Source organism: Halomonas salinarum (assembly GCF_012062845.1).
GTDB classification, from domain to species: domain Bacteria; phylum Pseudomonadota; class Gammaproteobacteria; order Pseudomonadales; family Halomonadaceae; genus Onishia; species Onishia salinarum.
Genome location: NZ_WWNB01000016.1, coordinates 1 through 25333, shown reverse-complemented (window position 1 = coordinate 25333; position 25333 = coordinate 1). Strand labels below are relative to the sequence as shown.

Below are 25333 nucleotides of genomic sequence, written 5' to 3'. Positions count from 1 at the left end.
TTCAGGGTGATCATCCTCACCGGTTCGGGGGGAATATCCCAATAGAACTTTGGTCTGCTTCGCTTCTTTCCTCGCCCTCACCTCGTTAAACGAGGCCTGGCATCAGCGGCGAAAGGCACAAATAAGGTAAAAAAAACGGCGCCCGCAGGCGCCGTTTCGATGGCCGGCCCTCGGGCCAGCGGGTCATGCCGGATAGATCACAGCAGCAGGCGACGGATATCCGTCAGCATCTGGCCGAGGAAGGCCGTGAAGCGGGCCCCGTCGGCGCCATTGACCGCCCGGTGGTCGAAGGACAGCGACAGCGGCATCATCAAGCGCGGCTGGAAGGCCGCGCCGTCCCATACCGGCTTCATCGACGCCTTGGAGACGCCGAGGATGGCGACCTCCGGCGGGTTGACGATCGGCGTGAAGGCGGTACCGCCAATCGACCCGAGGCTCGAGATGGTGAAGCAGCCACCGGTCATCTCGTCACGCTTGAGCTTCTTGGTCTGGGCCTTCTTGGCCAGCTCGATGGACTCCTTGGCCAGCTCGATCAGCGACTTCTGGTCGGCGTTGCGGATCACCGGCACCATCAGGCCATCCGGCGTATCCACGGCGATGCCGATATGCACGTACTTCTTGTGCACCACGGTCTCGCCGTCGCTCTTCAGGCTGACGTTGAACTGCGGGTACTTCTGCAGCGCCACGGCACAGGCCTTGACCAGGAACGGCAGCGGGGTGAGCTTGGCACCCTGCGCCTCGGCCTCGGCCTTCATCGACTTGCGGAAGGCCTCCAGCTCGGTGATGTCGGCCTCGTCGAACTGGGTGACGTGCGGGATGTTAACCCAGCTGCGATGCAGGTTGGTGGCGCCCATCTTCATCAGGCGACCCATCGGCTTCTCTTCGACCTCGCCGAACTGGCTGAAGTCCTGATCCGGGATCGGCGGAATGCCTGAGCCGCCGGCGGCTGCCGGTGCCGCGGCGGGCGCCGCCTTGCCCTGAGACTGGGACATCACCTGCTTGACGTAGCCGTGCACGTCTTCCTTCAGCACCCGGCCCTTGGGACCGCTCGCCTTGACCCGTGACAGATCGACCCCCATTTCACGCGCCAACATGCGCACCGCGGGACCAGCATGCACGCGCTTGCCGTCACTCGGTTGTGAGCTGGGCTCGGCGTCCTGCTTGGGCGCCGAGGCCTCTTTCTTGGGCGCTGAGGTCTCTTTTGGAGTCGAGGACTCTTTCTTCGCTGCGGAAGACTCCTGCTTCGACGCCGCCTTTTTGGGGGCGGGTTTCGCACCGGCCACCTCGACATAACCGATCAAGTCGCCCTCGGAGACGGTATCGCCTTCCTTCACCGCGAGTTCGACCAGCTTGCCCTTGAAGGGGCTCGGCACGTCCATCGACGCCTTGTCGGACTCAAGCGTGATCAACGCATCTTCTTCGTTGATCTCGTCGCCCTCGGCAACCGCGACCTCGATGATCGGCACGTTCTCGCTACCGCCGATATCGGGAACGCGAATCTCCTTACGCTGAGGTTCGCCTTCACCGGCATCCTGTGAGTCGTCGTCCGCGCTCTGCTCAGACGCGTTGTCGCTGCTGTCATCGGCAGCCGGTTCGGATGCCGACTCGGACTCGCCGTCATCCTCGCCATCTTCACCCGCGATTTCCATGGTACCGATCAGGTCGCCTTCGGAGACGGTGTCGCCTTCCTTGACCGCAAGCGAGACGAGCTTGCCGCTATACGGGCTAGGCACGTCCATCGAGGCCTTGTCGGACTCTAGCGTGATCAGCGCATCTTCTGCATTGACCTCGTCGCCCTCGGCGACGGCCAGCTCGATGATCGGTACATCTTCGCTGCCGCCGATATCCGGCACCTTGATCTCGACAGTGCGCTTGCCGCCCGAGGCTTTCTTGGCCGGCTTGTCATCGCTCTTGGGCGCAGCAGTGTCCTTGCTTGCCGGGGACGCCGGCTTCTCGTCTTCGTCCTTGGAGGCTGTCTTTTCGTCCTCGCCGCCGCCCTCGGCTTCGAGTTCGAGAATATCGTCGCCTTCGGAGACGGTATCGCCTTCCTTGACCAGCAGCTTGACGACCTTGCCGCCCTTGGGCGCCGGGACATCCATGCTGGCCTTATCGGACTCGAGAGTAATCATGGTGTCTTCGGCGGCGATCACATCGCCTACCGACACCGCGATCTCGATGATTTCGACATCGGTGCTGCCACCGATATCGGGAACTTTGATGATTTCGCTACTCAAGGTCGCGCTCCTTTCCTAATCATGCTCGCTGCAGGCGCAAAATGGGTCAGGGAGGGCGAGCCAACGCAGCGTAATTGCCGTGTCATTGTCACTCGCCCGTCGCCTTATCAACCCCTTACGGGCGCTTCAGGAATCCAACGGATTCGGCTTTGTCGGATCGATGCCATACGTCTTCATGGCATCAGCAACGACCTTGCGGTCGATCTCACCACGTTCGGACAGCGCTCTCAGCGCGGCCACGGTGACGTAATAGCGGTCCACCTCGAAGAAGCGACGCAGCTGCTCTCGCGTGTCGGAGCGACCAAAGCCGTCGGTACCCAGGACATGGAAATCAGTGGGCACCCAGGCACGAACCTGGTCAGCGTAGAGCTTCATGTAGTCGGTCGATGCGATCACCGGACCTTCACAGCCATCCAGCTGCTGTGTGATCCACGGCTTCTCGCGCTTGTCGTCCGGCTCGAGGAACTGGCTGCGATCATAGTCGAGCGCTTCGCGACGCAGTTCGTTGAAGCTGGTCACGCTCCAGACATCGGCCACGACGCCATGCTCGTCAGCCAGCATCTCGGCGGCGGCCTCGACTTCGCGCAGGATGGTGCCACTGCCCATCAGCTGAACACGCGGCGCCTTCTTGCTGCTGGCCTTGCCTTCCTGCAGACGATACATGCCACGCACGATGCCTTCTTCACTGCCTTCCACCATCTCGGGATGAGTGTAGTTCTCGTTCATCACCGTAATGTAGTAGAAGCAGCTTTCACGATCCTGATACATCCGCTTCATGCCGTCCTGCAGGATGACCGCGACTTCGTGGCCATAGCAGGGGTCGTAAGAGCGGCAGTTCGGCACGGTCGACATCAGGATATGGCTGTGGCCATCCTGATGCTGCAGGCCCTCACCGTTGATGGTGGTTCGACCGGCGGTACCCCCAATCATGAAGCCACGCGCCTGCTGGTCGCCGGCTGCCCACACCAGGTCGCCGATACGCTGATAGCCGAACATCGAATAGTAGATGTAGAACGGAATCAGCGTCATGTCGTGGTTGGCGTAGGCGGTTGCCGCCGCGATCCAGGCCGCCATGGAGCCGGCCTCGGTGATGCCTTCCTCGAGAATCTGTCCCTTCTTGTCCTCGCGGTAGTACATGATCTGGCCGGCATCGACCGGATCGTACTTCTGGCCACCGGAGGCGTAGATACCCAACTGGCGGAACATGCCTTCCATACCGAAGGTGCGTGCCTCATCAGGGATGATCGGCACCACGCGGGAGCCCAGCTGCTTGTGCTTGACCAGGCCGTTGAGCACACGCACGAACGACATGGTGGTCGACACTTCGCGATCGCCCGATCCCTTGGTCTGGGAGGCGAACATCTTGTCGTCGAGGCCGGGAATCTCGAGAGTTTCGTATTCCGTGCGGCGCTTGGGCAGGAAGCCACCCAGTTTCTCGCGCTGCAGGAACAGATATTTCATCTCCGGTGTATCTTCGTCCGGACGATAGTACGGAACCTCGCCGTTCTCGAGCTGCTTGTCGGTGATCGGCACACCAAAGCGGTCACGGAATTTCTTGAGCGCTTCGTGTTCCATGGACTTGATCTGGTGGGCCTCCATATCGGCCTCACCGCTACCGCCGCCCATGCCATAGCCCTTGACGGTATGCGCGAGGACCACGGTCGGGCGGCCGTCGGCGTTGTTGACCGCCTCATGGTAGGCCGCGTAGACCTTCTGCGGATCGTGACCACCCCGGTTAAGACGGAAGATGTCTTCGTCGGAATAGTCCTCAACCAGCTTGGCCGTTTCTTCGTACTTGCCGAAGAAGTGCTCGCGGGTATAAGCGCCGCCATTGGCCTTGTAGTTCTGGTACTCGCCGTCGACTGCCTCGTCCATGCGCTTTTGCAGCATGTCATGCTTGTCGCGCTCGAACAGCGGATCCCACTGACCGCCCCAGACCACCTTGATGACGTTCCAGCCGGCACCGCGGAACACGCCCTCGAGCTCATCCATGATGCGCGAATTGCCGCGCACCGGACCGTCGAGACGCTGCAGGTTGCAGTTGATCACGAAGATAAGGTTGTCGAGGTTCTCGCGGCTCGCGAGGTGCAGGGCGCCCAGGGATTCCGGCTCATCGCACTCACCGTCGCCGAGGAATGCCCAGACCTTACGGTCACGCATGTCGGTCAGCTCACGGGAGTCCATGTACTTCATGACGTGAGCTTGATAAATCGCCTGGATCGGCCCGAGGCCCATGGAGACGGTCGGGAACTGCCAGTAGTCGGGCATCAGATAGGGGTGAGGATAGGACGGCAGACCACCACCCTCGGCTTCCTGGCGGAAGCTATCCATCTGCTCTTCGGTCAGCCGGCCTTCCATGTAGGAACGTGCATAGATACCCGGCGTCACGTGACCCTGGATATAGATCAGGTCACCCTTGTGCTCGCCATCGTCGGCGCGGAAGAAGTGGTTGAAACCCACTTCATACAGCGTCGCACACGACTGGAAGCTGGCGATATGCCCCCCGAGTCCCTTGTGCTTCTTGTTGGCCCGCAGCACCTGCGCCATGGCATTCCAGCGAATCGCCGAGCGCAATTTGCGCTCGATGAACATGTCGCCGGGGATCTTCGCCTCACGATGCACCGGAATGGTGTTCCGGTGGGGCGTGTTTACAGAGAACGGCGGAATACGGCCATCGCGCCGCAGGCGATCAGCCAGTCGACTCAATAGATACTGAGCACGCTCTTCGCCTTCCCGATCAACGACCGATGCCAAGGACTCCAACCATTCCTTGGTTTCGGTCGGATCGAAATCTTCTCTTGCCTCCAGACTCATAGACGTCTCTCCGAATGAAGATATTGTGTCGGTCTGCCCTCACCCGGGAGGAGGGAGGGGCGTGTGGCGCTCTTCAGTGCGGGCGTGACCTTCTATGGATCACGTCTCCAGAATAATGGCATGTAGTGTCCTTACATAGCGATACTCGCAATGCCCGGAATCTGGCCACGAAGATACCGCAAAGACTAGCCCCTGCCAATTACGACAATTCTGGAAATTATTTCCGTAATAAATATTGCATTGCAACACAAAGGCCTAGCGCACCTGCTACTCAGACCTGGTCGAGAGCTCGACCCTGTAGGTAAACTACAACCAAATTGAGCGACTTTCACACTGTGCCGGGCCCGGTAAGCGTCGTTCAACTGTGCTGGGGTGTGGATAGTTTCGCCAGACACTGGCGAAAATAGGCCCAGTCAAAGGCGGGGCCAGGATCTGTCTTGCGCAGTGGCGCAATACGGGCATGGCTTGTGATGCGCTCGGGCGTGAACAAGGGGTAATGCGCCAGAAGGTCACGGACCACGCCAGCAAGCGTCAAGTACTGAGCGTCGCGATAAGCGGTCTGCTCGTCGCCCTCGAGTTCGATACCGATCGTGAAGTCATTGAGTTGCCCCCGCCAGGCGGCACCATCGAACCAGCAGGAGCGGCCGGCGTGCCAGGCGCGCTGCTCAAAGGGCACGAATTGCACGGCTTCACCATCGCGACGAATCAGTAGATGCGCGGAGACCCTGAGGTCGGCAACCTGCGCGAAGTAGGGATGCGCTGAGGGATCGAGGCAATTGGTGAACAGTTGCTCGATGGCATCGCCGGAAAAAACGCCCGGCGGTAGGCTGATCGAATGCAGCACCAGCGCCGAGACTTCTCCGTCGGGGCGGTCATTGACGTTAGGTGACGCCACCTGACGCGCTGGCGCCCAACACCCTTGCTCGATACTCATGCCATATTCCCCATAAGACGTATCTCCTCATTGTCCTGGATTCAGCCGCCAGCGACGCTCGCCATTGAAGCCTGCCACCGACGTGAATCATGGACACCTGCGATGTGACGCGCCAGGCGTCGATTCCCTATAATAGAAGATCGTCGCATTGATACATCCTACAGGCACCGCTGCCCAGCGCCGGTGCTGCCCACGCCAGGGAGCCCAGGCCGCCATGCATTATCACGAAGCCCTCGCCGAAGAGATCCGCACCAGCGCCGCGCGCTTATTAGCCGAGGACGTCGGCCCCGGCGACATCACCGCTCAGCTGATTCCTGAACGCCAGTGGGCTACCGCCCGAGTGATCACTCGCGAGGACGCCGTACTGTGTGGCGTCGCCTTCGTCGATGAGCTGTTCCGCCGTCTGGACCCTCGGGTATCGCTCAACTGGCAGCATGCCGATGGCGACCGATTGGCCGCCGGCGACACCCTGCTTGAGCTCGAGGGCCCGGCACGCAGCCTGCTGACCGGCGAGCGCGCTGCGCTGAATCTCTTGCAGACGCTCTCCGGCACGGCAACACGTACCCGTGCTTACGTCGATCTGATCGAAGATACCGGCGTGCGCCTTCTGGATACGCGCAAGACCCTCCCTGGCCTTCGCCTCGCACAGAAGTACGCCGTAAGCTGTGGTGGTGGCCACAATCACCGGGTCGGTCTCTATGACGCCTTCTTGATCAAGGAAAATCATATCGCCGCCTCCGGCGGGATCGAAGCGGCCGTCAAGGAAGCCCGCGACATCGCAAAAGACCTGCCGGTCGAGGTCGAAGTCGAGACCTTTGAAGAACTCGATCTGGCATTGGCAGCCGGCGCCGATGTAGTGATGCTCGACAACTTCTCGCTGGAGGATTTGCGCGAGGCCGTGCGCCGAGGCAACGGCCGCGCCACCCTAGAGGCCTCTGGTAACGTCAGCGATGTGACCCTGCGCGACATTGCAGAGACAGGGGTCGACTGCATTTCCAGCGGCGCCCTGACCAAGGACGTCCAGTCGATTGACCTGTCGATGCGCATCCTGGTCACTGAGACCCGCTAAGCCGTGCGCTAATCAAGCGTCGAGCCAGACCCGCTGACAGTGGCCGGCGGTCCGGCTCGACGCCCATGTTCGATTTCCGTGTTCGACGATAGGTCGCACAACGCGACGCCACCAGTCGGGGGGTAAAACGCAGGCGTCGCTTTGCTACTCAGGTTTCGACCAGATCCAGCCGCTTGACCAGGCGGATTCGTTGCAGGTGCTCGCCACCGCGCTCCACCCATTCTTCGCCTTCCTGCTGCCAGCCTCGCTGGAGGAGACGCGGGGCGAGCATCAGGCTCGCCCCAATCCGCATCCGCGACAGCCCCTGTTCCAGAAACACCCGCTGCGCATGCAGCAACAGCGTACTGCCGATGCCCCGGCGAGCCAGGGAAGGCCAGACATAAAGCGTCTCGATATACCCGGCACCATCGATGCTCGGGCCAATTTCCAGAAACCCGACGCAGCGGCCATCACAGGCCGCCACAATGGTCTTGCGAAGCAGCTGACGTGCCGACCAGGCGCTACCCTCACGCGGCAGAACGGATGCCCAGGCACGCCGCTGTTCGACGCTATAGTGTTCGGCGGCCCCCTGCATCACCGCGTGATGGAAGACCTCTGCCTGGTCGGCACCATCATCCGGCACCGCATCGCGATAGACGATGCGCGCCTTACCGGCACGTGGATGGCTATCCGTCGCCTTGCCAGCAGGGCGGCTGCCAGCAGGGCGATCACCATCAGGATAGCGCTCAATGACTGACATCAGACCCTCCTGACCTGTCGCTCACCGCGCCTGAATGATCATTGTCGCGCCCCACAACACCCCCTTTTTCCGGCACCACCTCGTCGAAACGCTCTGCCACCGGATGCTCGCCAGTCACCATCCCAGGCTCACGCACCAGCTGGCAGGTGACAAACCCAGCCCCACTGGCCGCATCGAGTTCGGCGACCACATCCGAGAGGAAGAGGATCTCCCCGGGTGCCATGCCAATCGCCTCGGCGATCCGTGCATAGCTCTCGACCTCGCGCTTGGGTCCGGTAGTGGTATCAAAATAGCCCGAGAACAGCGGCGTGAGATCCCCCACATCACTATGGCCGAACAACAGCCGCTGAGCCTGTACCGAGCCCGAGGAATACACAAAGAGCGCATACCCCTCGGCCTGCCAGCGCGCCAACGCCTCGGCGGCATCCGGGTAGACGTGACCGGTAAAATCACCCGCCTTATAGCCCGCCTCCCAGATCATGCCCTGTAACACCTTGAGCGGCGTGGCCTTGCGGTCCTCCTGACTCCAGTCTTCCAGAATCGTAAACAGCCGTTCCAGATCCGCGGCGGGCTCGCGAGCTTCCTCTCTCACCGCCTCGAGCTGTGCCGCGACCTCAGGTTGTTGATGGTAACGACGCAGGAAATCACCGAGATGGTGGCGGGCATAGGGGAAGAGCACCTCATGAACAAAGGCGATGGACCCGGTCGTGCCCTCGATGTCTGTGACGATGGCGCGAATCATGCCGCATCTCCCCGACCGGTCGGCAAGGCCTCGAAGCGCGGGAAGCGCGAGGCGATAGACTCGCCGGTGAAGTCGGCTACCCAACCCTCGGGGTTGGTGAAAAGTCGAATAGCCGTGAAGTGAGGCTCAGGCCCCATATCGAACCAGTGAGGCGTACCCGCCGGTACCGAGATCAGATCATCCTGGCAACAGCCGACCGCATAGACGCGCGATTCAAGATGCAGGTAGAAGACGCCTTCACCTCGCACGAAGAAGCGTACCTCGTCTTCGCTATGACGATGCTCATCGAGGAACTTGGCGCGCAGTGCCTCCTTATCCGGGTGATCCGGGGTCAGGCCGATCACATCGGCGGTGGCGAAGCCGTCCTCGGCCTTGAGGCGCTCTACCTCTTCATCATAAGCGTTGAGCACTACCTTGGGATCGGCATCGGGGGCCAGGTCAGCCTTGGTGGGCCAGCGCTCGAAGCGTATACCGTGAGCCGCCAGCTCAGACGCGATACGCTCGCCGTCGTGGGTCTGGAGCAGCGGCTGCTCCGGGTCGTGATCGTGGTAGACGTTGAGAAAGCTCATGGCAGTGCTCCATCAGGCAAGGTGATGACGGGCCGCAGCGGGCCGCATCACGGACCGTCCCGCTCAGCGGGCGCGGCGCATCATTAGTTCACAGTCGAAAAGAAAGTCTAGCGCCTCGACCTGGCGTAGGCATCCGGCCATATCACGAGCCCAGGTATAGAGGCCGTGACCACGGATCAGGTAGGCGCGAGTATTCAGGCCTTGCAGTCGCCCCCGTACCACCTCGGCAAGTGCATCGATATCCTGGCTATTATCGACGATCGGTACCTCGAGCAGCGTATCGTGGCGCGTCACGCCCTCAATGGCCTTCTGCAGCTCAAAGCCCTCGAGCGTCAGGGTGTCACCCTCGATCAGACGCGACAACACGGTGGCTGCCCGGGAATGGGTGTGCAGCACCGCCCCGGCCTCGGGGTAGTCCTGGTAGAGCTGACCGTGCAGGCGTGCCTCATCGGAGGGCTTCTGTGGACTGCCCACCGGCGAGACATCGAAATCGGTGACCATGACATCGGCCGGGGTCAGTTGCCCCTTGTGGCGCCCCGACGCGGTCACCGCCATATGCGCGCCGTCCAGACGCAACGAAAAGTTGCCGCCGGTGGCCGGCACCTGACCGGCTCGGTATAGCGTGTCGCCAGCATCAACGATGGTCTGCTGGGCAAGCGCCAGCTGCTCGAGATCAATCACCGCGGTATCTCCCCTGAATATGCCGTCAGCCTACCGAAGCCTCGCCCCGCCGCCAATCCTGCTGGTGACGCCCCTTGGGGCCCCGTGCGCTACCCGGGCAGGCACGGCATAATGGCGCCCATGACTGCTCCCCCTGATTCTCGCGCCGACGCCTTCGCCCTCACGCCCATCGGGCGTATCGAGAGCGACTATCCGGATAAGTTCGGCATTCCCCGCCAGCCGGGACTCGCCCCGGCGGCTCGCGGCCGCCTGGTGCTGCTGCCACCCTATGACGACCCGCTGACGGTGCGCGGCCTCGATGCCTTCAGCCACCTCTGGCTGACCTTTGTCTTTCACCATAGCCCCGAGCGCTGGACGCCGCTGGTGCGCCCACCAAGACTTGGCGGTAATGCCAAGATGGGCGTCTTCGCCAGCCGCAGCACCCACCGGCCCAACCGTCTGGGGCTATCGCTCGTCGAGCTCAAGGGCATCGATACCTCGCAAGGTGGCGTAGTCCTGGAACTGGCCAGCCATGACCTGCTGGACGGCACCCCGGTGCTCGACATCAAGCCCTACCTGCCCTGGGCCGAGGCTCACCCCGACGCCAGCGCCGGCTTCGCGCCAGATGCCCCCCCCCAGTGTGCGGTCGACTTCTCCGTAGAGGCCGAGGCGACCCTGGCCCAGCGAGAAGACGCCGCCTCACTGCGCGCCCTGATCCGTCAGGTGCTGGCCCAGGACCCGCGCCCCGCCTACCGCAAGGGAGCCGAGTCGCGTGTCTACGGGGTGCGCCTGCGCGACGTCGATGTGCGCTTTCGCGCCCTGGTCAATGAGGCAGGCGAGACGCGCCTGGACGTCGTCGAGATCGTGGCGGTATAGCGCTTCGACATGATGAGCTGTCCCGGCGCCAAGGCGTCGCGAGGGCGCTATGAACCCATCCCTGGGCGCTACTTTTGCCATCCCTGGCAAAAGACCCTCGTGCCGCCTGTCCCCGGCGCTCATCGTCCGTGCCGCTGACCACATGCAGAAACGACGAAGGGCCCCGCAAGGCCCTTCGTTAAGCATGGCGCGCTGGCCGTCCTCAGTCGAAGCTGATGCCGATACGACGACCCACTTCCTCATAGGCCTCGATCACGCCGCCCAGGCCCTGACGGAAGCGGTCCTTGTCGAGTTTCTCGCGGGTCTTGGCATCCCACAGGCGGCAGCCGTCCGGCGAGAACTCGTCGCCGAGCACGATCTGGCCCTTGAAGACGCCGAACTCAAGCTTATAGTCGACCAGCAGCATGCCACCCGCCTCGAACAATGCCTTCAAGACGTCATTGACCTTGTAGGTCAGCGCCTTCATTTCCTTAAGCTGCTCGGGAGTGGCCCAGCCGAAGGTCTCGGCCAGCGATTCGTTGATCATCGGGTCATGCTGGGCGTCGTTCTTCAGGAACAGCTCGAAGGTCGACGGCGTCAGCGCCTGGCCTTCCTCGACACCCAGGCGCTTGCACAGGCTACCGGCGGCAATGTTGCGCACCACGCACTCCACGGGGAGCATGTCGAGCTTCTTGACCACACATTCGGTGTCCGAGAGCAGGCCGTCGAAGTGCGTCGGGATGCCGGCTTCCTGAAGCTTGCCCATGATGAAGGCATTGAACTTGTTGTTGACCATGCCCTTGCGCGCCAGGGCTTCCATCCGCTCACCGTCGAAGGCGCTGGTGTCATCGCGGAATTCGAGGATCAAGCGATCCGGGTCGTCAGTGTGGTAGACCGACTTGGCCTTGCCGGCATAGAGCTCTTGACGCTTTTCCATGAGGGGTCTCCGAATCGGGAGGTAACGGATAGGTGCTGAAACGGGTACTTCAGAACGAGTGCTAACGAAGGGTCTGCCAATCCAGGCCCTGATCCTGGGCGGCGACCACCAGCCGTGATTCATCGCCATCGAGCAGCGGTACCAGGGCCTCCAGGGCGAGCTCGGGGCGGTTGTTATGTTCCGACAGATGCGAACAGACGATGCGCTGCAGCCTGTCGAGCCCGACCCCCGCCAGCAGCGTTGCCGCCTGCGGATTGGCTAGGTGGCCCCAGTCGCCGCCGACACGGCGCTTGAGACGCGGCGGATAGGGCCCGTCCGCCAGCAGTTGCCGGTCGTGGTTGCACTCGAGGATCAGGGCATCGCAGCCGGCGAACGCCTGAACCACATGCGCGCTGGGGTGGCCAAGATCGGTCACCACCCCCAGCCGCCGACCATGGGCACTGACGTGAAATTGTACCGGTTCCCGAGCGTCATGGGGCACGGTCACCGGCATGATCTCAAGGCCGCCAATGGCAAACATCGCCTGTGGCGTGATCCACTCGTGGCGAGGCACCTGCTTGAGGCGACCAGATAGCCAGGTGCCCGGGGTCAGGTAGACCGGCAGTGCATGGCGCCGCGCCAGGGCCCCCACCCCACCAATATGATCGCCATGCTCGTGCGTCACCAGCACGGCGGCGAGTTGCCTGGGGTGGAGCCCCAGACGGGCGAGCCGCCGCTCGGTCTCGCGCAGGCCGAAGCCGCAATCGATGAGCAGATGGGTCTCGCCATCGCTGACCAGGGTGGCATTACCCTTGCTGCCGCTGCCCAGCGACGCAAAGTGCAGGGCGCGTGCCGCTGGCGGCATCAGCGCAACAGCGAGGCCAGCCGGCCCAGCAGGTCACGCACGCCATCATCATCAAGCGCCGGCTCGCCGGCGGCAGCCACGGTCAGCCGCGTCTGCCCCTCGGCGGCGGGCACTACCTTGAGCCGTGCTGGGCGTGGCGTCTGGTCGCTAAAGAGCCCACCGATAAGGCCCGCCTGGCGCTTGGCCAGGGGAAGATAGGCGACCTGGAAGTCACCCGCGGCGGCATCCTGACTCACCAGCTGCTGCTCCGGCTGATCAAAGTCGCGCTCGAGCAGATGACTCAGCTCCGCCCACACCTGATCGGGGTCGGCTTCAATCAGCAGCGCACGCTCTCCTTCGTTACCGACGAGACGCACCAGCGATGCTCCGGCCCCTTCACGGCTGGCAAGATTGGAGGCCATGGCGGTCTGCCCACGGGCGCCTAGGTAGTTGGCCAGGGCATCCAGGCAACCGTCGAGCGCACGGTTATTGCGTTCGCAGCGCACCTGACTGGTGTCACCCAGGCCGTCACGAACGGCGATCATGCCATCGGACGTTGTCAGGCGTCGCGACGCATCGTCGCGCTCGGTGACGGTCAGGCGTTGGCGCTCACCGAACTCGACGACATGCGGCCAGACTACCTCCGGCGGGTCATTGACCGTAAGCCAGCGGGCGTCGCCCATACTGCGACGCTCGACATAGTCGCGCACCGCGACCGTCGGCTGGGGCCTTGGCGCAGTAAATTCGTCATCGCTGGCGCGATAGGGCCGATTGGCCTTGGGCACCGGCATCGCCTCACGGGTCTCGTAGAGCTCGCTACCGGCCGGCAGCGTCAACGGCTCGGCGCTCTTGGCCTGCGTGTAGGCCTCACTGCGGTCATCGTAGTAACCGCCACTGGAACAACCAGCCATTGCCAGGGCAATAGCCGCTACCAGCGGCATCCAGTTCGTGGCAGCTTTCATGCATCCACCTTAATTGTCAGCCAGCGAGGGGCTTTCAGTCGTCACTGACGCCAGCCAGCTGCAGCGCCTCGCTGACCGTTGAATGATACTTCTCGGATAGCCAGGTCAACGGCAGGCGAATGCCTTGATCGGCGTAGCCCATATGATTGAGCGCCCACTTGACCGGAATCGGATTGGCCTCGATCCCCAGCTGGGTATGCAGCGGCATCAAGCGGGTGTTGATCTGATGCGCCTTGTCGCTATCGCCGGCGACAGCGGCTGCACACAGCTCGTGCATGGCGCGCGGCACCACATTGGCGGTCACCGAGATATCGCCATGGCCGCCCATCAGCATGAAGTCACAGGCCGTGGCATCGTCGCCCGAGTAGAGCATGAAACCGGAGCCCTTGAGGCGCTCGATCAGATCCTCGGCACGCTCCAGGTTACCGGTGGCATCCTTGATGCCGATGATGTTGTCGACCTCGGCCAGGCGCAGCACGGTCTCGTTATAGATATCCGAGCAGGTGCGGCCGGGCACGTTGTAGAGAATCACCGGCAGATCACTGGCCTCGGCGATGGCCTTGAAGTGCTGGAACAGGCCTTCCTGGGTGGGCTTGTTGTAGTAGGGCGCCACCGTCAGACAGTAATCGGCACCAACTTCCTTGGCGTAGCGGGTAAGCTCCACCGCCTCCGTGGTGTTGTTGGAACCCGTGCCCGCGATAACCGGGATGCGGCCATTGACCTCTTCCACCACGGTGCGAATCACATCGAAGTGCTCGGCAAAGGACATGGTGGTCGGCTCACCGGTGGTGCCGGCGGCGACAATGCCATCGGTACCATGCTCGAGATGGAAGCGCACCAGGCGGCGCAGAGCCTCCCAATCGATCTCTCCGTTTGCCTTCATCGGCGTCGCCAGGGCGACGATACTGCCTTTGATCATTTTCTTTCCTCTACAAACGCCTGCGCATCAGCCGCCGCAGAATAGTGGCGCTAATGAATCAACCGGGATTGGAACCAGGGACTAGATGGTACTCAGGCCGCTAGAGCCTGTACAGAACCCAGCGCAAGGACTTTTCCGCTCGGCCTCGTTGCCTTCAACACGGCCTTTACAGCATCGCCCCAGTGACGTGTAATTCTTGCACAATTTCAAGGGTCGGCCTCCAGTAGGCTCGGCGCCTTGCGATGGCGTCACCACGCCGTTAGACACGACGATTTCAGATACCTCACAGGAGTCTCCCATGAGCGTCAGCATCGGTAACCCCGTCCCCGACTTCACCGCCACCGCGACCGGCGATACCACCGTGACGCTGTCCGAACTGAAGGGCAAGCAGGTGGTGATCTACTTCTATCCCAAGGCCAGCACCCCGGGCTGCACCACCGAAGGCGGCGACTTTCGCGACCGCAAGGAGGCCTTCGATGCCGCCAACACAGTGATACTGGGCGTTTCTCGAGACGGCATCCGGGCTCAGGAAAACTTCAAGGCCAAGCAGGCCTTCAACTTCGAACTGATCTCGGACAAGGACGAAGCCGTCTGCAGGCTATTCGATGTCATCAAGCTGAAGAAGCTTTACGGCAAGGAGCATCTCGGCATAGAACGCAGCACCTTCCTGATCGATACCGAGGGCAATCTCGCCCGCGAATGGCGCGGCGTCAAGGTCAAGGGCCATGTCGACGAGGTACTCGAAGCGGCACAGGCCCTGCACGAGGGTTAACGCCCATTATCTCTGGCCCTTCCCCCCTTTGCTCCCCGTGCCTGCCATGCGGCAAGGGAGCAAAGGGATGGCGTCAGGGGCTCGGCAATTCGTCACTCAGCGGGTTGTCGACGTGCTCTTTGATACCCCGCGGCCAGGCATAGACCATGGCCTTGAGCAGGGTTGCCAGAGGAATCGCGAAGAAGATCCCCCAGAAACCCCAGATGCCGCCGAAGAACAGCACCGCCAGGATGATCGATACCGGGTGCAGGTTGACCGCCTCGGAGAACAGGATCGGCACCAAGACGTTACCGTCCAGCGCCTGAAGCACGCCATAGGCGATGATCACGTAGAGGAACTGTTCGCCGATACCGAAGTGAAACCCTGCGACTGCTGCCACCGGCAGCGTGGCAACCGCCGCGCCAATGAAAGGAATCAGCACAGACAGCCCCACCAGCATGCCCAGTAATGCCGAATACGGCAGGCCGAAATAGGCAAAGATCAGGAAACCGCTACTGCCGACGATCACGATTTCGATGAACTTGCCGCGGACATAGTTGGCGATCTGGGCATCCATTTCATGCCAGATGCGGGTCATCAGGTCACGCTTGCGCGGCAGTAACCATAGCATGAACCCCACCAATCGCTCCCGGTCCTTCAACATGAAGAACACAAGTATCGGCACCAGAACAAGGTAGATGATCAGGTCCATCAGATTGCCAAGCGAGGCAAGCGATAGCGTCAGTGCGCGCTGGCCAAACTGGGTAAGCTCTCGGCCGGCGGCATCGATCCAGCCCTGAATCTGATCCGGCGTGACCAGGTTGGGGTAACGCAGCTGCATCTCGTCGAGGAAACTCTGGCCACTGGCGAACATGCGCGGAATCTCCTGCACCAGGCTGACCAGCTGATTCCAGATCAGCGGCATGACCACCAGCGCCATGGCCAACAGAATGCCGAGAAAGCCCAGGAACACCGCCAGCACTGCCACCAACCCTGGCACACGACGTCGAGTCAGCCAGTTCACCGCTCCTTGCAGCAGAAACGCGATCACCAGCGCCGTGAAGAAGGGCGCCAGCATGCCGCCAAGCAGCACCACCGCGGCAGTACCGGCGATCAGCAGCATGAGCAGGATCACCGCCTCTTCGTCCGAGAAGTAGCGCTCGAGCCAGCCCGAAAACAGTGTCTTCAACGTCATGCCGAGCGTTCCCCCTCGCCCTTTCTCAGCCAATAATGGTATACCTCGCCACGGGTCTCACGGGCGGGCATCTCATGGGCGCTCTGGGCAATAAAGGACTCGAAGTCCCGCCAGGAACCGGCATCGGTCGCGATCACCTCGAGCACCTGCCCGACTGCCAGCTTCGACAGTGACTGCTTGGCCTTGAGCAGCGGCAGCGGGCAGGGCAGGTTACGGGCGTCGAGTACATCGTCTGGTTGCAGGGTCATGCCGTCTCCCGAAACAATGGGGATGAAAATGGGGCCGCCCGACGGCCCTCTGTACACGGCACTTTAGCGGATAGGTAGCGGTCGGAGAAGAAGACCCGCCTCCGCCCGGGCGCTCATGCACAAGGAACATCATGCCATTACTCTGGAAGGCCTGGCGACACGCCACCGCCGCGCTGGTCCTGGCCGGCGCCTTGATCACGACTCAGGCCCAGGCGCTGGAGTTCGATCTGCCGCAGCTTGGCTCAGCCACCAGCGGCGTCAATCCGAGCGAAGAATACCGCCTGGGCCGAACATGGCTCAGGCAGTTTCGTGCCCGGGCGCCACTTTGGCAGGACCCGATCAGTCAGCACTATGTCGATACCCTGATCGCAAGGCTGCTGCCCGAAAGCGGCTTCCTGGGCAGCCAGCCACTGGTCACGCTGGTCGATAGCCGGATGCTCAATGCCTTTGCCGTGCCCGGCGGCGTTGTCGGAGTCAACGCCGGCCTATTTGCCTTCGCCAAGAACGAGGCCGCCCTCGCCTCGGTGCTGGCCCACGAACTGGGCCACCTGTCGCTGCGCCACTACGCTCGCCAGAAGGCCCGGGCCGAGGCAACCCAGCTGCCCACCATGGCCGCAATGCTGGCCGGCATGCTGATCGCTGCCGGCGGCGGCGGCGACGCAGGCATGGCCGCCGCCATGGGCTCCCAGGCGGCTTTCTTCCAGGACCAGCTGGCCTATTCTCGACGCTACGAGCAGGAAGCCGACCGCCAGGGCCTTCAGGTACTTCGTGACGCCGGCTATGACCCTCAGGCGATGGTCGACATGTTTCGCGCCATGCAGCGCCAGGCAGCCCTGCAAGGCGGCAACCCGCCGGAATTTCTGCTCACCCACCCGCTCACCGAATCACGCATCAGCGATATCCAGGCCCGAGCCCAGACACTGGAAACCGACGAGCTGCGCGACCCGGGCCCTCAATACGACATGGTGCGCGCCCGCGCCCTGCTGACCATCCATCAGGGGGCGCCCTCACAAGCCACCAGCCTGCTCGCGCAGGATGACCCTGCTCCGGCAGCCAAGCGCTACCTGGCGGCCTTGATACGCGCCCAGCAAGGCGATCTGGCAGGCGCCCTCTCGACGCTCGACACCCTGGCGAATGAGTGGCCAGACCTGTCACTGATCCCGACCACTGCCGCCGAACTGGCGCTGGATGCCGGTCAACACAGCGAGGCACTCTCGCGCAGCCAGCGACTGCTACGGCTGATGCCGGACTACCTTCCGGCACGCTTGATCAAGGCAGAGGCACTGTTGCAGCAGGATGCGAAGGCCGCCTTCGACACCCTGCGCGCCCTCGCCGAGCGCCACCCCGAAAACCCACAGATATTCACCCTGCTAGCCGAGGCCGCCGGGCGCAGTGGTCGCGAGGCCTGGAGCCATCTTGCCCGCGCCGAACAGCTACAGCTGACCGGAAGCATCACCCAGGCCATACGCCAGCTGGACATCGCCGAAGACGTGGCCAAGCGACGGGGCGACACCGGCATTACCGGGCGCATCGAAGAGCGCCGCAAGGCATTCGAGACCTACCGTGAGGACCTCAAGGACTTCCAGTAGCTGATTCGGCGCGAGACACCTCGGTTGCCGCGATTCTTGCGCGTGTCAGTTACTTGTCAGTTACTAAGGGGAAGGGCTAAGGGCCAAGAGTTAAGGACTAAGGGCCAAGGACTCAGGCACCGTCAGACAACCGCCCGCGCTTTGTACGCATGCCTTATGCCTACACAAAAAAGCGGCCCGTACCGAGGCATCGGTGCGGGCCGCTTTTTTCTTGTATCAACTACCGGTATCGGACCAATCACGGATATCGGATTGGCCACGGGTATAGGGAGCCGCTACAGGGCGATCGGCGGCAGATGAATCCTTCTCGGCGCGCCCGACCAACTCTGGAGGTCAGCTCTGGAAGTTGAGCATCCGCTCCAAGGGCTTCAGCGCCTTCTCGCGCAGATCATCATCTACCTGGATTTCACCGCTCTGCTCGCGCAGGGCAGCAGCCAGATTATCCAGGGCGTTCATGGCCATCCACGGGCAGTGGGCGCAACTCTTGCAGGTCGCTCCCCGTCCGGCCGTCGGCGCCTCGAAGAGGGTCTTGTCCGGCACGGCCTGCTGCATCTTGAAGAAGATGCCACGGTCGGTGGCCACGATCAGCTTGTCGTTAGGCAGCTCCTTCGCCGCCTTGATCAGCTGCGAGGTAGAGCCCGCCACATCGGCGAGTTCCACCACGGGTGCTGGTGACTCGGGATGCACCAGCACCGCGGCCTCCGGGTAGAGTGCCTTGAGATCCTCGACACCCTTGGCCTTGAACTCCTCGTGGACGATGCAGGCACCATCCCAGAGCAGCATGTCGGCGCCGGTCTGCTTCTGGATATAGCCACCCAGGTGCTTGTCCGGGGCCCACAGGATCTTCTCACCCCGGGCCTTCAGATGCTCGATCACATCGACGGCGATCGAGGAGGTCACGACCCAGTCGGCGCGCGCCTTCACCGCCGCTGAGGTATTGGCATACACCACTACCGTGCGATCGGGATGGGCATCACAGAAAGCGGCGAACTCATCAGCCGGGCAGCCAATGTCCAGCGAGCAGGTCGCCTCAAGGGTCGGCATCAGCACGCGTTTTTCCGGCGACAGGATCTTGGCGGTCTCGCCCATGAAGCGCACGCCGGCAACGACCAGCGTCGAGGCCTCATGGCGGGCACCAAAGCGGGCCATTTCAAGCGAATCGGCCACACAGCCACCGGTTTCCTCGGCGAGCTGCTGAATGGCGTCGTCGGTGTAATAATGCGCTACCAGCACGGCATTTCGCTCGTGCAGCAAACGCTTGATTTCGTCGATGCGCGCTTCATCCTCGGCGGGTATCCGCGTCGGGCAGTAAGCGCGGGCCAGATGCTCTCGCACATCGGCTCGGGAAGTCATTATCGTCATCGTGTCTACCACTGTGACTGGCAGGGGCTCCCCCTGCATGGCACCAGATGCATCAACCCATGTGCTCTCTGCACGTGCCGATGCTCCAGAGGGCCTGATGGTGCGGCTCCCGCATCACCTACCCAACGTTCATTTTAGCTTTAATTATGGCGGTTGTCGTCGTTTTCAAGAGCCGTGGCGCCCCAGACCGCCTGCCATACGGCATGACGACAGCGATATCTTCCGCCCCACTCAGCCCTTGATCGCCCTGCCATGCGCCTCGCCTGGAGCCTGACCGCTACCGCGGCCGGTGCCGAACACAACGAATAACTGACATCTATGTCATCGTTGCAGCCGTGGTGAAGCCGTCATGGTCACGGCAGCCATTGGGCCTTGGCCTGAGCACTCCAGGGGCACACCAGACCATCGCCCATAACAAAATGCCCCGACCTCAAGGAGGCCGGGGCATTTTGTCGCAATCTGGTGGGTCGTGTAGGATTCGAACCTACGACCAATTGGTTAAAAGCCAACTGCTCTACCAACTGAGCTAACGACCCGCAGTCACATCCCGAACGGGGACATGCAACGGCGGTAATGGTGGGTCGTGTAGGATTCGAACCTACGACCAATTGGTTAAAAGCCAACTGCTCTACCAACTGAGCTAACGACCCGCCGCCGGGCCGTCGAGTATGGTGGGTCGTGTAGGATTCGAACCTACGACCAATTGGTTAAAAGCCAACTGCTCTACCAACTGAGCTAACGACCCGCTCGACAGGGCGCATAGGTTACTCGTATCACCCTGTCTTGGCAAGCCTTTTTCGTAGCTTTTCAGCGCTTACGTGTGGGTCCCGGCTTGCGCATGCCCTGCACCGGGCGACGCTTGCGCTTGTCGCGACTCCAGCGGTTCTTCTCGTCCGGAGTAAGCTCCGGCACCTTGCGCGACTCGAGGCCAGCCAGCGCCGACAAATCGTCGACCTCGGCCTGGGTCAACTCGGTCCATTCGCCGGCCTTGGCCCGCTTATCCAGGAAGATATTGCCGTAGCGCACCCGCTTGAGGCGACTCACCGTCAGCCCCTGGGACTCCCACAGGCGGCGCACCTCACGGTTGCGGCCTTCCATGATCACCACATGGAACCAGGTGTTGATGCCTTCGCCGCCGAACTCCTGGACGTCGGAGAAGTGCGCGGGACCGTCGTCGAGCATCACGCCCTCGACCATGGTCTTGACGTGCGCCTGGGTGACCTCGCCCATGACCCGCACCGCGTATTCGCGCTCGACCTCGGTGGAGGGATGCATCAGCCGGTTGGCAAGCTCTCCATCGGTGGTGAACAGCAGAAGACCGCTGGTGTTGATATCCAGACGGCCGACGGCCACCCAGCGCTCGCCCTTGAGCCGCGGCAGACGCTCGAAGACGGTACGACGGCCTTCCGGGTCCTTGCGGGTGCACAGCTCACCTTCCGGCTTGTTGTACATGATCACCCGCCGGGTACTTTCCTCGGCGGTCTTCAGGTTGACCGGCCGGTCATCGAGGCTGACCCGGTCACGGGATTCGATGCGATCGCCGAGGCTCGCCACCTGGCCGTTGACCTTGACGCGACCGGCACTGATCGCGGCTTCCATCTCGCGGCGCGAGCCGAAGCCGGCGCGGGCCAGCACTTTCTGCAGTTTTTCGCTTGTGGTGTTCATGACTCTGAGGGTGTCTCATCAGTTGAGTGATCCGTTCCCGCGCGGCCGTCTTCATCGACGGTCGACGCTTGGCGGGCGCGGTCGGCCAGGCGTGCTTCGAGATCAGCGAAGCTAAGCCCGGCCTGCGTGGACGCCTTCCCGGCGTGTGGGTCCGCATCGGTCGTCCCGGCCGTTGCGTGTTCATCTTTGGGCGCCGCGGCGCCCGATTCAGGGGCTTTCTCCCCGTCCTGATGCGCGGGCGATGCGGCCTCGTCGGCGGCGTCGCCAGCGCTTGTCTCTTGAGTGGCGGTGTCTTCGTTGCCTGTCGCCTCGGTACCTGTCTCTTGCGTGCTCACCGCCGCGTCGTCTTGCTCGGCGTCATGCGTCGCAGCGCCGTCGGCTTCACCGCCCTGGGCATGCTGCCCGCCGTCAGCCGCCTGTTCGAGCGCATTGAAGCGCGCCTCGAAGTCCTTCAACTCATGCATCGGCGGCAGACCCTCAAGGGTCTTGAGACCGAAGTCATCGAGAAAGCCGCGGGTCGTGGCATACACCGATGGCCGCCCGGGCACATCACGCTGGCCGACGACCCGAATCCAGCCCCGCTCGGTCAGGGTACGCATGATCGAGGTGGATACCGCGACCCCGCGCACCTCCTCGATATCGCCGCGGGTTACCGGCTGACGATAGGCAATCAGCGCCAGGGTTTCCAGTAGCGCCCGGGAATAACGCTGCGGGCGCTCGTCCCACAGCCGCGAGACCCAGGGCGACAGGCGCTGACGAATACGCAACTGAAACCCCGATGCCGTCTCGATGAGCTCAAGGGCACCGGACTCCAGACGCTCGCCGAGCCGGCCAAGCGCTTCTCGCAGGTCGCCTCGTGGCGGCCGCTCATGATCGTCGAACAAACTCTCCAGGCGCTCCGTCGACAGCGGCTCGCCAGCGGCCAGCAGGGCCGCTTCGAGAATCTGATCGAGAGGATAGCGCTCGTTCATGTCGCGGGCTTACTCCTGCTCATTATCGGTGAGCGACATAGGGTCATCGCGGTCATGGATGTCATCGACGGCGAAGGGGCTCTCGTCCGCCTCGGATACCTCTTCACCCTCGTCAGGCTGATAGGCCTGCTCGGGCTCGGCGAGCCGCGCGCGAACGTGAATCGGCGACAGCGGTGCATTCTGCACGATCTCGATCATCGCCTCCTTGGCGAGTTCGAGCAGCGCCATGAAGGTCACCACCACCCCGGCCTTGCCCTCTTCCAGGGTAAACAGCGCCTCGAAGGGGGTATAGCGCTGATGATGCAGCGCCTCCATGATCCTGAGCATGCGCTCGCGAGTCGACAGCACCTCGCGGCTGATGTTGTGATCCTGGTTAAGCTCTGCGCGCTTCATGATGCCTGCCAGGGCACCGAGCAACTCGTCGAGCTCGACATCTGGATGCACCACCCGCGTCTCGAGCTCGGGCAGTGCGGCGGTCGCCGGAAACCAGTCGCGGCCGACACGGGGCAGCTCGCCGAGCGACTCGGCGGCCTCCTTCAAGCGCTCATACTCCTGCAGACGACGGATCAGCTCGGCCCGCGGGTCGCCCTCGTCGTCTTCATCGTCACCCTTGGGCGGACGCGGCAGCAGCGTGCGCGACTTGATCTCGGCAAGCATCGCGGCCATCAACAGATACTCGCCGGCAAGCTCGATCTGCATGGCCTTCATCAGCTCGACATACTCGATGTACTGACGCGTGATGGCCGCCACGTCGATCGACAGGATATCCAGGTTCTGACGACGAATCAGATACAGCAGCAGGTCAAGCGGCCCCTCGAAGGTCTCGAGAAAGACCCTGAGCGCCTCGGGAGGAATGTACAGATCCTCCGGCAGCTCGGTGATCGGCTGGTCAAACAGCCGCGCGAGGATATCCGCCTGATGGGCGGCGGCAGCTGGCTCGTCGTCACGCGACGTCTCGGCTATCTCGCTCACACCGTGGAGTGTCTCCTGCCATCATGAACCGGCCCGCATGACCGGCAAGGTGGCGCAGTCTACCAAGAGTCACGCCTCTAACGTAAGCCAGCCGTGGCGTTGGGCATCACAATGCGCGTCGAAAGGGATGACGAGACGGATGGCGAAGCCGTGCCGAGAACCGCTCGCCCGCATCAAGCGTCCGGGCCGGCGGCCTCTGCCTTGCGATAACGCCCCTGGTAATCGAAAAGCTTGTCGCGTACCTGCCAGAAGCGCCCTACCTTGCGCCCGACCACGAAGTCGGGCGCCTTGAGCCGAGCCTCGCCCTCAAGCACTTCCTGAATGCTCGTCGGTCGCCAATCGGTTCCCGGCGCTCTCAGATGCCGGGCAAGAAAGGCCTGATGGAAGGCATACCGCTGTGCCGGGGTCTCCAGTGCAAACCACTCGGCAAGCGACGTGCCGTCTTCATCGAAATAGCTGATCTTGAGCCGCTCCAGGCCACGACCGTTACGGGCCGCTTCGAGTTGCATGCCACTGACTCTCAGCACCCGCGCATCGCGCAGCTTGAGCGCCTCGCGCAGCTTGTCATCCGGGTCGACCAGGCGCTCACCGCAGTGACCGCAGGCACGGGCCGCGATGTCGTTCTCGCCGCCGCACTGATCACAGATCTTGAAACGAAAGCGGAAGTCGCACTGCTCCATTGCCGGCGTTGCCGATGTTGATTCTGTGCTCGCGGGCGGCGCAGAGGCGCGTTCCACAAGCCCCTGACAGCGCCGGCCGAAGTGCTCGATGACCAGTTCGCCGTCCATGCGCCCCCAGAACAGGTTGGCATGGCCGCACTGAGGGCATTCCACCTGCACCGGTTCGGTATCGCCGGCCGGGCGCGGCGCGGCGACTTCCGGGGCATAGAGATCCCAGGGGTTGCCGGCGTAGTCGAGAATCAGGCAATCCTGCTTGCCCGGCGCCAGTCGCAGGCCCCGGCCGATGATCTGCTGATAGAGGCTCACCGACTCGGTCGGACGCAGGATCGCGATCAGATCCACGTGCGGCGCATCGAAACCGGTGGTCAGCACCGAGACGTTGACCAGATACTTGAGTGCGCCGGCCTTGAAGGCGCCGATCAACCGCTCGCGTTCATCAGACGCCGTCGTTCCGGTGATCAGTGCCGTCTCGGCGGCGGGCAGCATGCCGGTCACTTCCTCGGCATGCGCGACGGTCGAGCAGAACAGCATCACCCCGGTGCGGTCCTCGGCACGGGCCATCACATCGGCGACGATGCCGGGCGTGGCCCGGGCGCCCTTTACCACCTCGTTCAACGCCTGATCGCTGAAGCTACCCCCGACACTCGGCACCAACGCCGAGAAATCATAGCCCTCGATCGCCACATCGATACGCTTGGGTTCGCTCAGATAGCCCTGGCGCACCATCAGCCGCAGCGGCTGCTCGAAGACGCAGTCCTTGAAGAAGCAGTCCTCGTCGCCGCGCACCATACCATGATGGTGGCGGTGGTAGATAAAGCCCTGCCCCAGGCGATAGGGCGTGGCGGTCAGCCCCAGCACCTTGAGCCGCGGATTGGCATCATTAAGGGCGCCGATCACGCGACGGTAGCTGGCGTCTTCACTAAGCGAGACCCGATGACACTCGTCGATCACCACCAGCGTGAAATCTCCCGCCGAAAACGTCTCGAGATCATTGATCACCGACTGTACCGAGCCGAATACCACCTGGCGCCCGGTCTCCTTGCGCTTGAGCCCGGCGCTGAAGATGTCCGCCGAGAGCCCATAGGCCTCGTACTTGGCATGGTTCTGCTCGACCAGCTCACGCACATGAGCGAGCACCAGCACGCGGCCGCGGGCGATACGGGCGAGCTCGGCGATCACCAGCGACTTGCCGCTGCCAGTGGGCAGCACCACCACGGCGGGGTCGTCGCTGGCACGGAAATGCGCCACGGTACGCGCCACCGCCTCGTGCTGATAGGGACGCAGCGTCGGCGCATCGAGGGCGGGGGCGGTAGCAGGCGCGGCGGTTTGAGTCATGGGTGCATTCTACCTGAGCACCGCCCAAGCGTAGAGAGCGCACTTCGGCATGGCAGTGCACCGGTTGCCACTAACATGGGGCATAGAGTGCCGCTTTCGAGGCATAAAAAAGCGCCGCCCTCGGGGCGTAATGCCAGTCAGTTAACGCTGACTGGCATTTCTCTTGGTCGGGTACTTCTGTGGTCGGCGCCTGACTGATCGGGGGTAAGATCGCTCGCGTCGCTCAGGCAGGACGAAGGCAGGCGCCATCTCCAGCATCGACTGAATCACACCGGGCACACGCCCCGGCGAGACCCAGGGGAGGACCG

General features: G+C 62.7%; 22 protein-coding genes, 3 tRNA genes and 1 pseudogene. 4 read left to right on the top strand and 22 right to left on the bottom strand.

The genetic code is table 11. From position 1 onward, the window contains the following. Window positions 1-197 precede the first annotated feature (197 nt). The 3 genes from aceF to ampD all read right to left on the bottom strand — a co-directional run bounded on the left by aceF (window position 198) and on the right by ampD (window position 5982). Entirely contained in the window at window positions 198-2234 is a 2037-nt protein-coding gene (aceF, locus tag HF027_RS11730) for a pyruvate dehydrogenase complex dihydrolipoyllysine-residue acetyltransferase (RefSeq protein ID WP_168015911.1), read from the bottom strand. A gap of 126 nt (window positions 2235-2360) precedes the next feature. Further along, a complete protein-coding gene (gene aceE, locus HF027_RS11725; protein ID WP_168015909.1) occupies window positions 2361-5048 on the bottom strand; it encodes a pyruvate dehydrogenase (acetyl-transferring), homodimeric type in 2688 nt (895 codons plus the stop codon). Between the two features lie 358 nt (window positions 5049-5406). After that, the gene (ampD, locus tag HF027_RS11720; protein ID WP_168015907.1) at window positions 5407-5982 is read right to left on the bottom strand and encodes a 1,6-anhydro-N-acetylmuramyl-L-alanine amidase AmpD; all 576 of its coding nucleotides are present in this window, start codon (window positions 5980-5982) and stop codon (window positions 5407-5409) included. 214 nt (window positions 5983-6196) lie between these two features. On the opposite strand from ampD, the gene nadC reads away from it, so the two are divergent. Continuing rightward, window positions 6197-7051: a carboxylating nicotinate-nucleotide diphosphorylase gene (nadC, locus tag HF027_RS11715; protein WP_168015905.1), complete on the top strand. Its 855-nt coding sequence runs from the start codon at window positions 6197-6199 to the stop codon at window positions 7049-7051. Between the two features lie 148 nt (window positions 7052-7199). On the opposite strand, the gene HF027_RS11710 is transcribed toward nadC, so the two are convergent. The 4 genes from HF027_RS11710 to HF027_RS11695 all read right to left on the bottom strand — a co-directional run bounded on the left by HF027_RS11710 (window position 7200) and on the right by HF027_RS11695 (window position 9782). Continuing rightward, window positions 7200-7790 carry a GNAT family N-acetyltransferase gene (locus HF027_RS11710; RefSeq protein ID WP_168015903.1) on the bottom strand — a complete coding sequence of 197 codons (591 nt, stop codon included), beginning with the start codon at window positions 7788-7790 and terminating at the stop codon, window positions 7200-7202. Further along, window positions 7777-8532, bottom strand: coding sequence for an acireductone synthase (gene mtnC / locus HF027_RS11705; protein WP_168015901.1), 756 nt, complete (start codon window positions 8530-8532; stop codon window positions 7777-7779). Before mtnC ends, HF027_RS11710 begins: the two co-directional genes overlap by 14 nt. Further along, window positions 8529-9101 (bottom strand): 1,2-dihydroxy-3-keto-5-methylthiopentene dioxygenase, encoded by a 573-nt coding sequence (locus HF027_RS11700; RefSeq protein ID WP_168015899.1) that lies wholly within the window; start codon window positions 9099-9101, stop codon window positions 8529-8531. Before HF027_RS11700 ends, mtnC begins: the two co-directional genes overlap by 4 nt. Window positions 9102-9164: 63 nt before the next feature. Further along, entirely contained in the window at window positions 9165-9782 is a 618-nt protein-coding gene (locus HF027_RS11695; protein ID WP_168015897.1) for a methylthioribulose 1-phosphate dehydratase, read from the bottom strand. A 120-nt stretch (window positions 9783-9902) separates the two neighbouring features. On the opposite strand from HF027_RS11695, the gene tsaA reads away from it, so the two are divergent. Next, entirely contained in the window at window positions 9903-10637 is a 735-nt protein-coding gene (gene tsaA / locus HF027_RS11690) for a tRNA (N6-threonylcarbamoyladenosine(37)-N6)-methyltransferase TrmO (RefSeq protein ID WP_168015972.1), read from the top strand. A 202-nt stretch (window positions 10638-10839) separates the two neighbouring features. Here the strand turns inward: tsaA and purC are convergent, their stop codons facing one another. The 4 genes from purC to dapA all read right to left on the bottom strand — a co-directional run bounded on the left by purC (window position 10840) and on the right by dapA (window position 14257). After that, entirely contained in the window at window positions 10840-11553 is a 714-nt protein-coding gene (gene purC / locus HF027_RS11685; RefSeq protein ID WP_136253649.1) for a phosphoribosylaminoimidazolesuccinocarboxamide synthase, read from the bottom strand. A 61-nt stretch (window positions 11554-11614) separates the two neighbouring features. Beyond that, the gene (locus tag HF027_RS11680) at window positions 11615-12397 is read right to left on the bottom strand and encodes an MBL fold metallo-hydrolase (protein WP_168015895.1); all 783 of its coding nucleotides are present in this window, start codon (window positions 12395-12397) and stop codon (window positions 11615-11617) included. Then, a complete protein-coding gene (locus tag HF027_RS11675; protein WP_168015893.1) occupies window positions 12397-13338 on the bottom strand; it encodes an outer membrane protein assembly factor BamC in 942 nt (313 codons plus the stop codon). Before HF027_RS11675 ends, HF027_RS11680 begins: the two co-directional genes overlap by 1 nt. 34 nt (window positions 13339-13372) lie before the next feature. Continuing rightward, complete coding sequence (gene dapA / locus HF027_RS11670) at window positions 13373-14257, bottom strand: 4-hydroxy-tetrahydrodipicolinate synthase (protein ID WP_168015891.1); 885 nt, start codon at window positions 14255-14257, stop codon at window positions 13373-13375. Window positions 14258-14555: 298 nt separating this feature from the next. On the opposite strand from dapA, the gene HF027_RS11665 reads away from it, so the two are divergent. Beyond that, complete coding sequence (locus tag HF027_RS11665) at window positions 14556-15029, top strand: peroxiredoxin (RefSeq protein WP_168015889.1); 474 nt, start codon at window positions 14556-14558, stop codon at window positions 15027-15029. A gap of 73 nt (window positions 15030-15102) precedes the next feature. Here the strand turns inward: HF027_RS11665 and HF027_RS11660 are convergent, their stop codons facing one another. After that, entirely contained in the window at window positions 15103-16203 is a 1101-nt protein-coding gene (locus tag HF027_RS11660; RefSeq protein WP_168015887.1) for an AI-2E family transporter, read from the bottom strand. Continuing rightward, entirely contained in the window at window positions 16200-16451 is a 252-nt protein-coding gene (locus HF027_RS11655) for a sulfurtransferase TusA family protein (RefSeq protein WP_168015885.1), read from the bottom strand. The genes HF027_RS11660 and HF027_RS11655 overlap by 4 nt, the downstream gene beginning before the upstream one ends. 131 nt (window positions 16452-16582) lie before the next feature. Between HF027_RS11655 and HF027_RS11650 the strand changes: the two genes are divergently transcribed. Beyond that, on the top strand, window positions 16583-18040 hold the full coding sequence (locus HF027_RS11650) for a M48 family metalloprotease (RefSeq protein WP_168015883.1): 1458 nt from the start codon (window positions 16583-16585) through the stop codon (window positions 18038-18040). A 333-nt stretch (window positions 18041-18373) separates the two neighbouring features. On the opposite strand, the gene nadA is transcribed toward HF027_RS11650, so the two are convergent. From nadA to HF027_RS15625, 9 genes and pseudogenes are all read right to left on the bottom strand, one after another. Then, window positions 18374-19402 carry a quinolinate synthase NadA gene (gene nadA / locus HF027_RS11645; RefSeq protein WP_168015881.1) on the bottom strand — a complete coding sequence of 343 codons (1029 nt, stop codon included), beginning with the start codon at window positions 19400-19402 and terminating at the stop codon, window positions 18374-18376. Window positions 19403-19862: 460 nt separating this feature from the next. Continuing rightward, a tRNA-Lys gene (locus HF027_RS11640) sits at window positions 19863-19938 on the bottom strand. A 38-nt stretch (window positions 19939-19976) separates the two neighbouring features. Next, window positions 19977-20052 (bottom strand) — tRNA-Lys (locus tag HF027_RS11635). A 19-nt stretch (window positions 20053-20071) separates the two neighbouring features. Next, window positions 20072-20147 (bottom strand) — tRNA-Lys (locus HF027_RS11630). 62 nt (window positions 20148-20209) lie between these two features. After that, on the bottom strand, window positions 20210-21067 hold the full coding sequence (rluB, locus tag HF027_RS11625; RefSeq protein WP_168015879.1) for a 23S rRNA pseudouridine(2605) synthase RluB: 858 nt from the start codon (window positions 21065-21067) through the stop codon (window positions 20210-20212). Further along, a complete protein-coding gene (gene scpB / locus HF027_RS11620) occupies window positions 21064-22038 on the bottom strand; it encodes an SMC-Scp complex subunit ScpB (protein WP_168015877.1) in 975 nt (324 codons plus the stop codon). The genes rluB and scpB overlap by 4 nt, the downstream gene beginning before the upstream one ends. Before the next feature lie 9 nt (window positions 22039-22047). Continuing rightward, complete coding sequence (locus HF027_RS11615; protein ID WP_168015875.1) at window positions 22048-23010, bottom strand: segregation and condensation protein A; 963 nt, start codon at window positions 23008-23010, stop codon at window positions 22048-22050. A gap of 173 nt (window positions 23011-23183) precedes the next feature. After that, entirely contained in the window at window positions 23184-25025 is a 1842-nt protein-coding gene (gene radD / locus HF027_RS11610) for a DNA repair helicase RadD (RefSeq protein WP_168015873.1), read from the bottom strand. Between the two features lie 141 nt (window positions 25026-25166). After that, window positions 25167-25333: pseudogene (locus HF027_RS15625) on the bottom strand (IS4 family transposase); the annotation flags it as partial.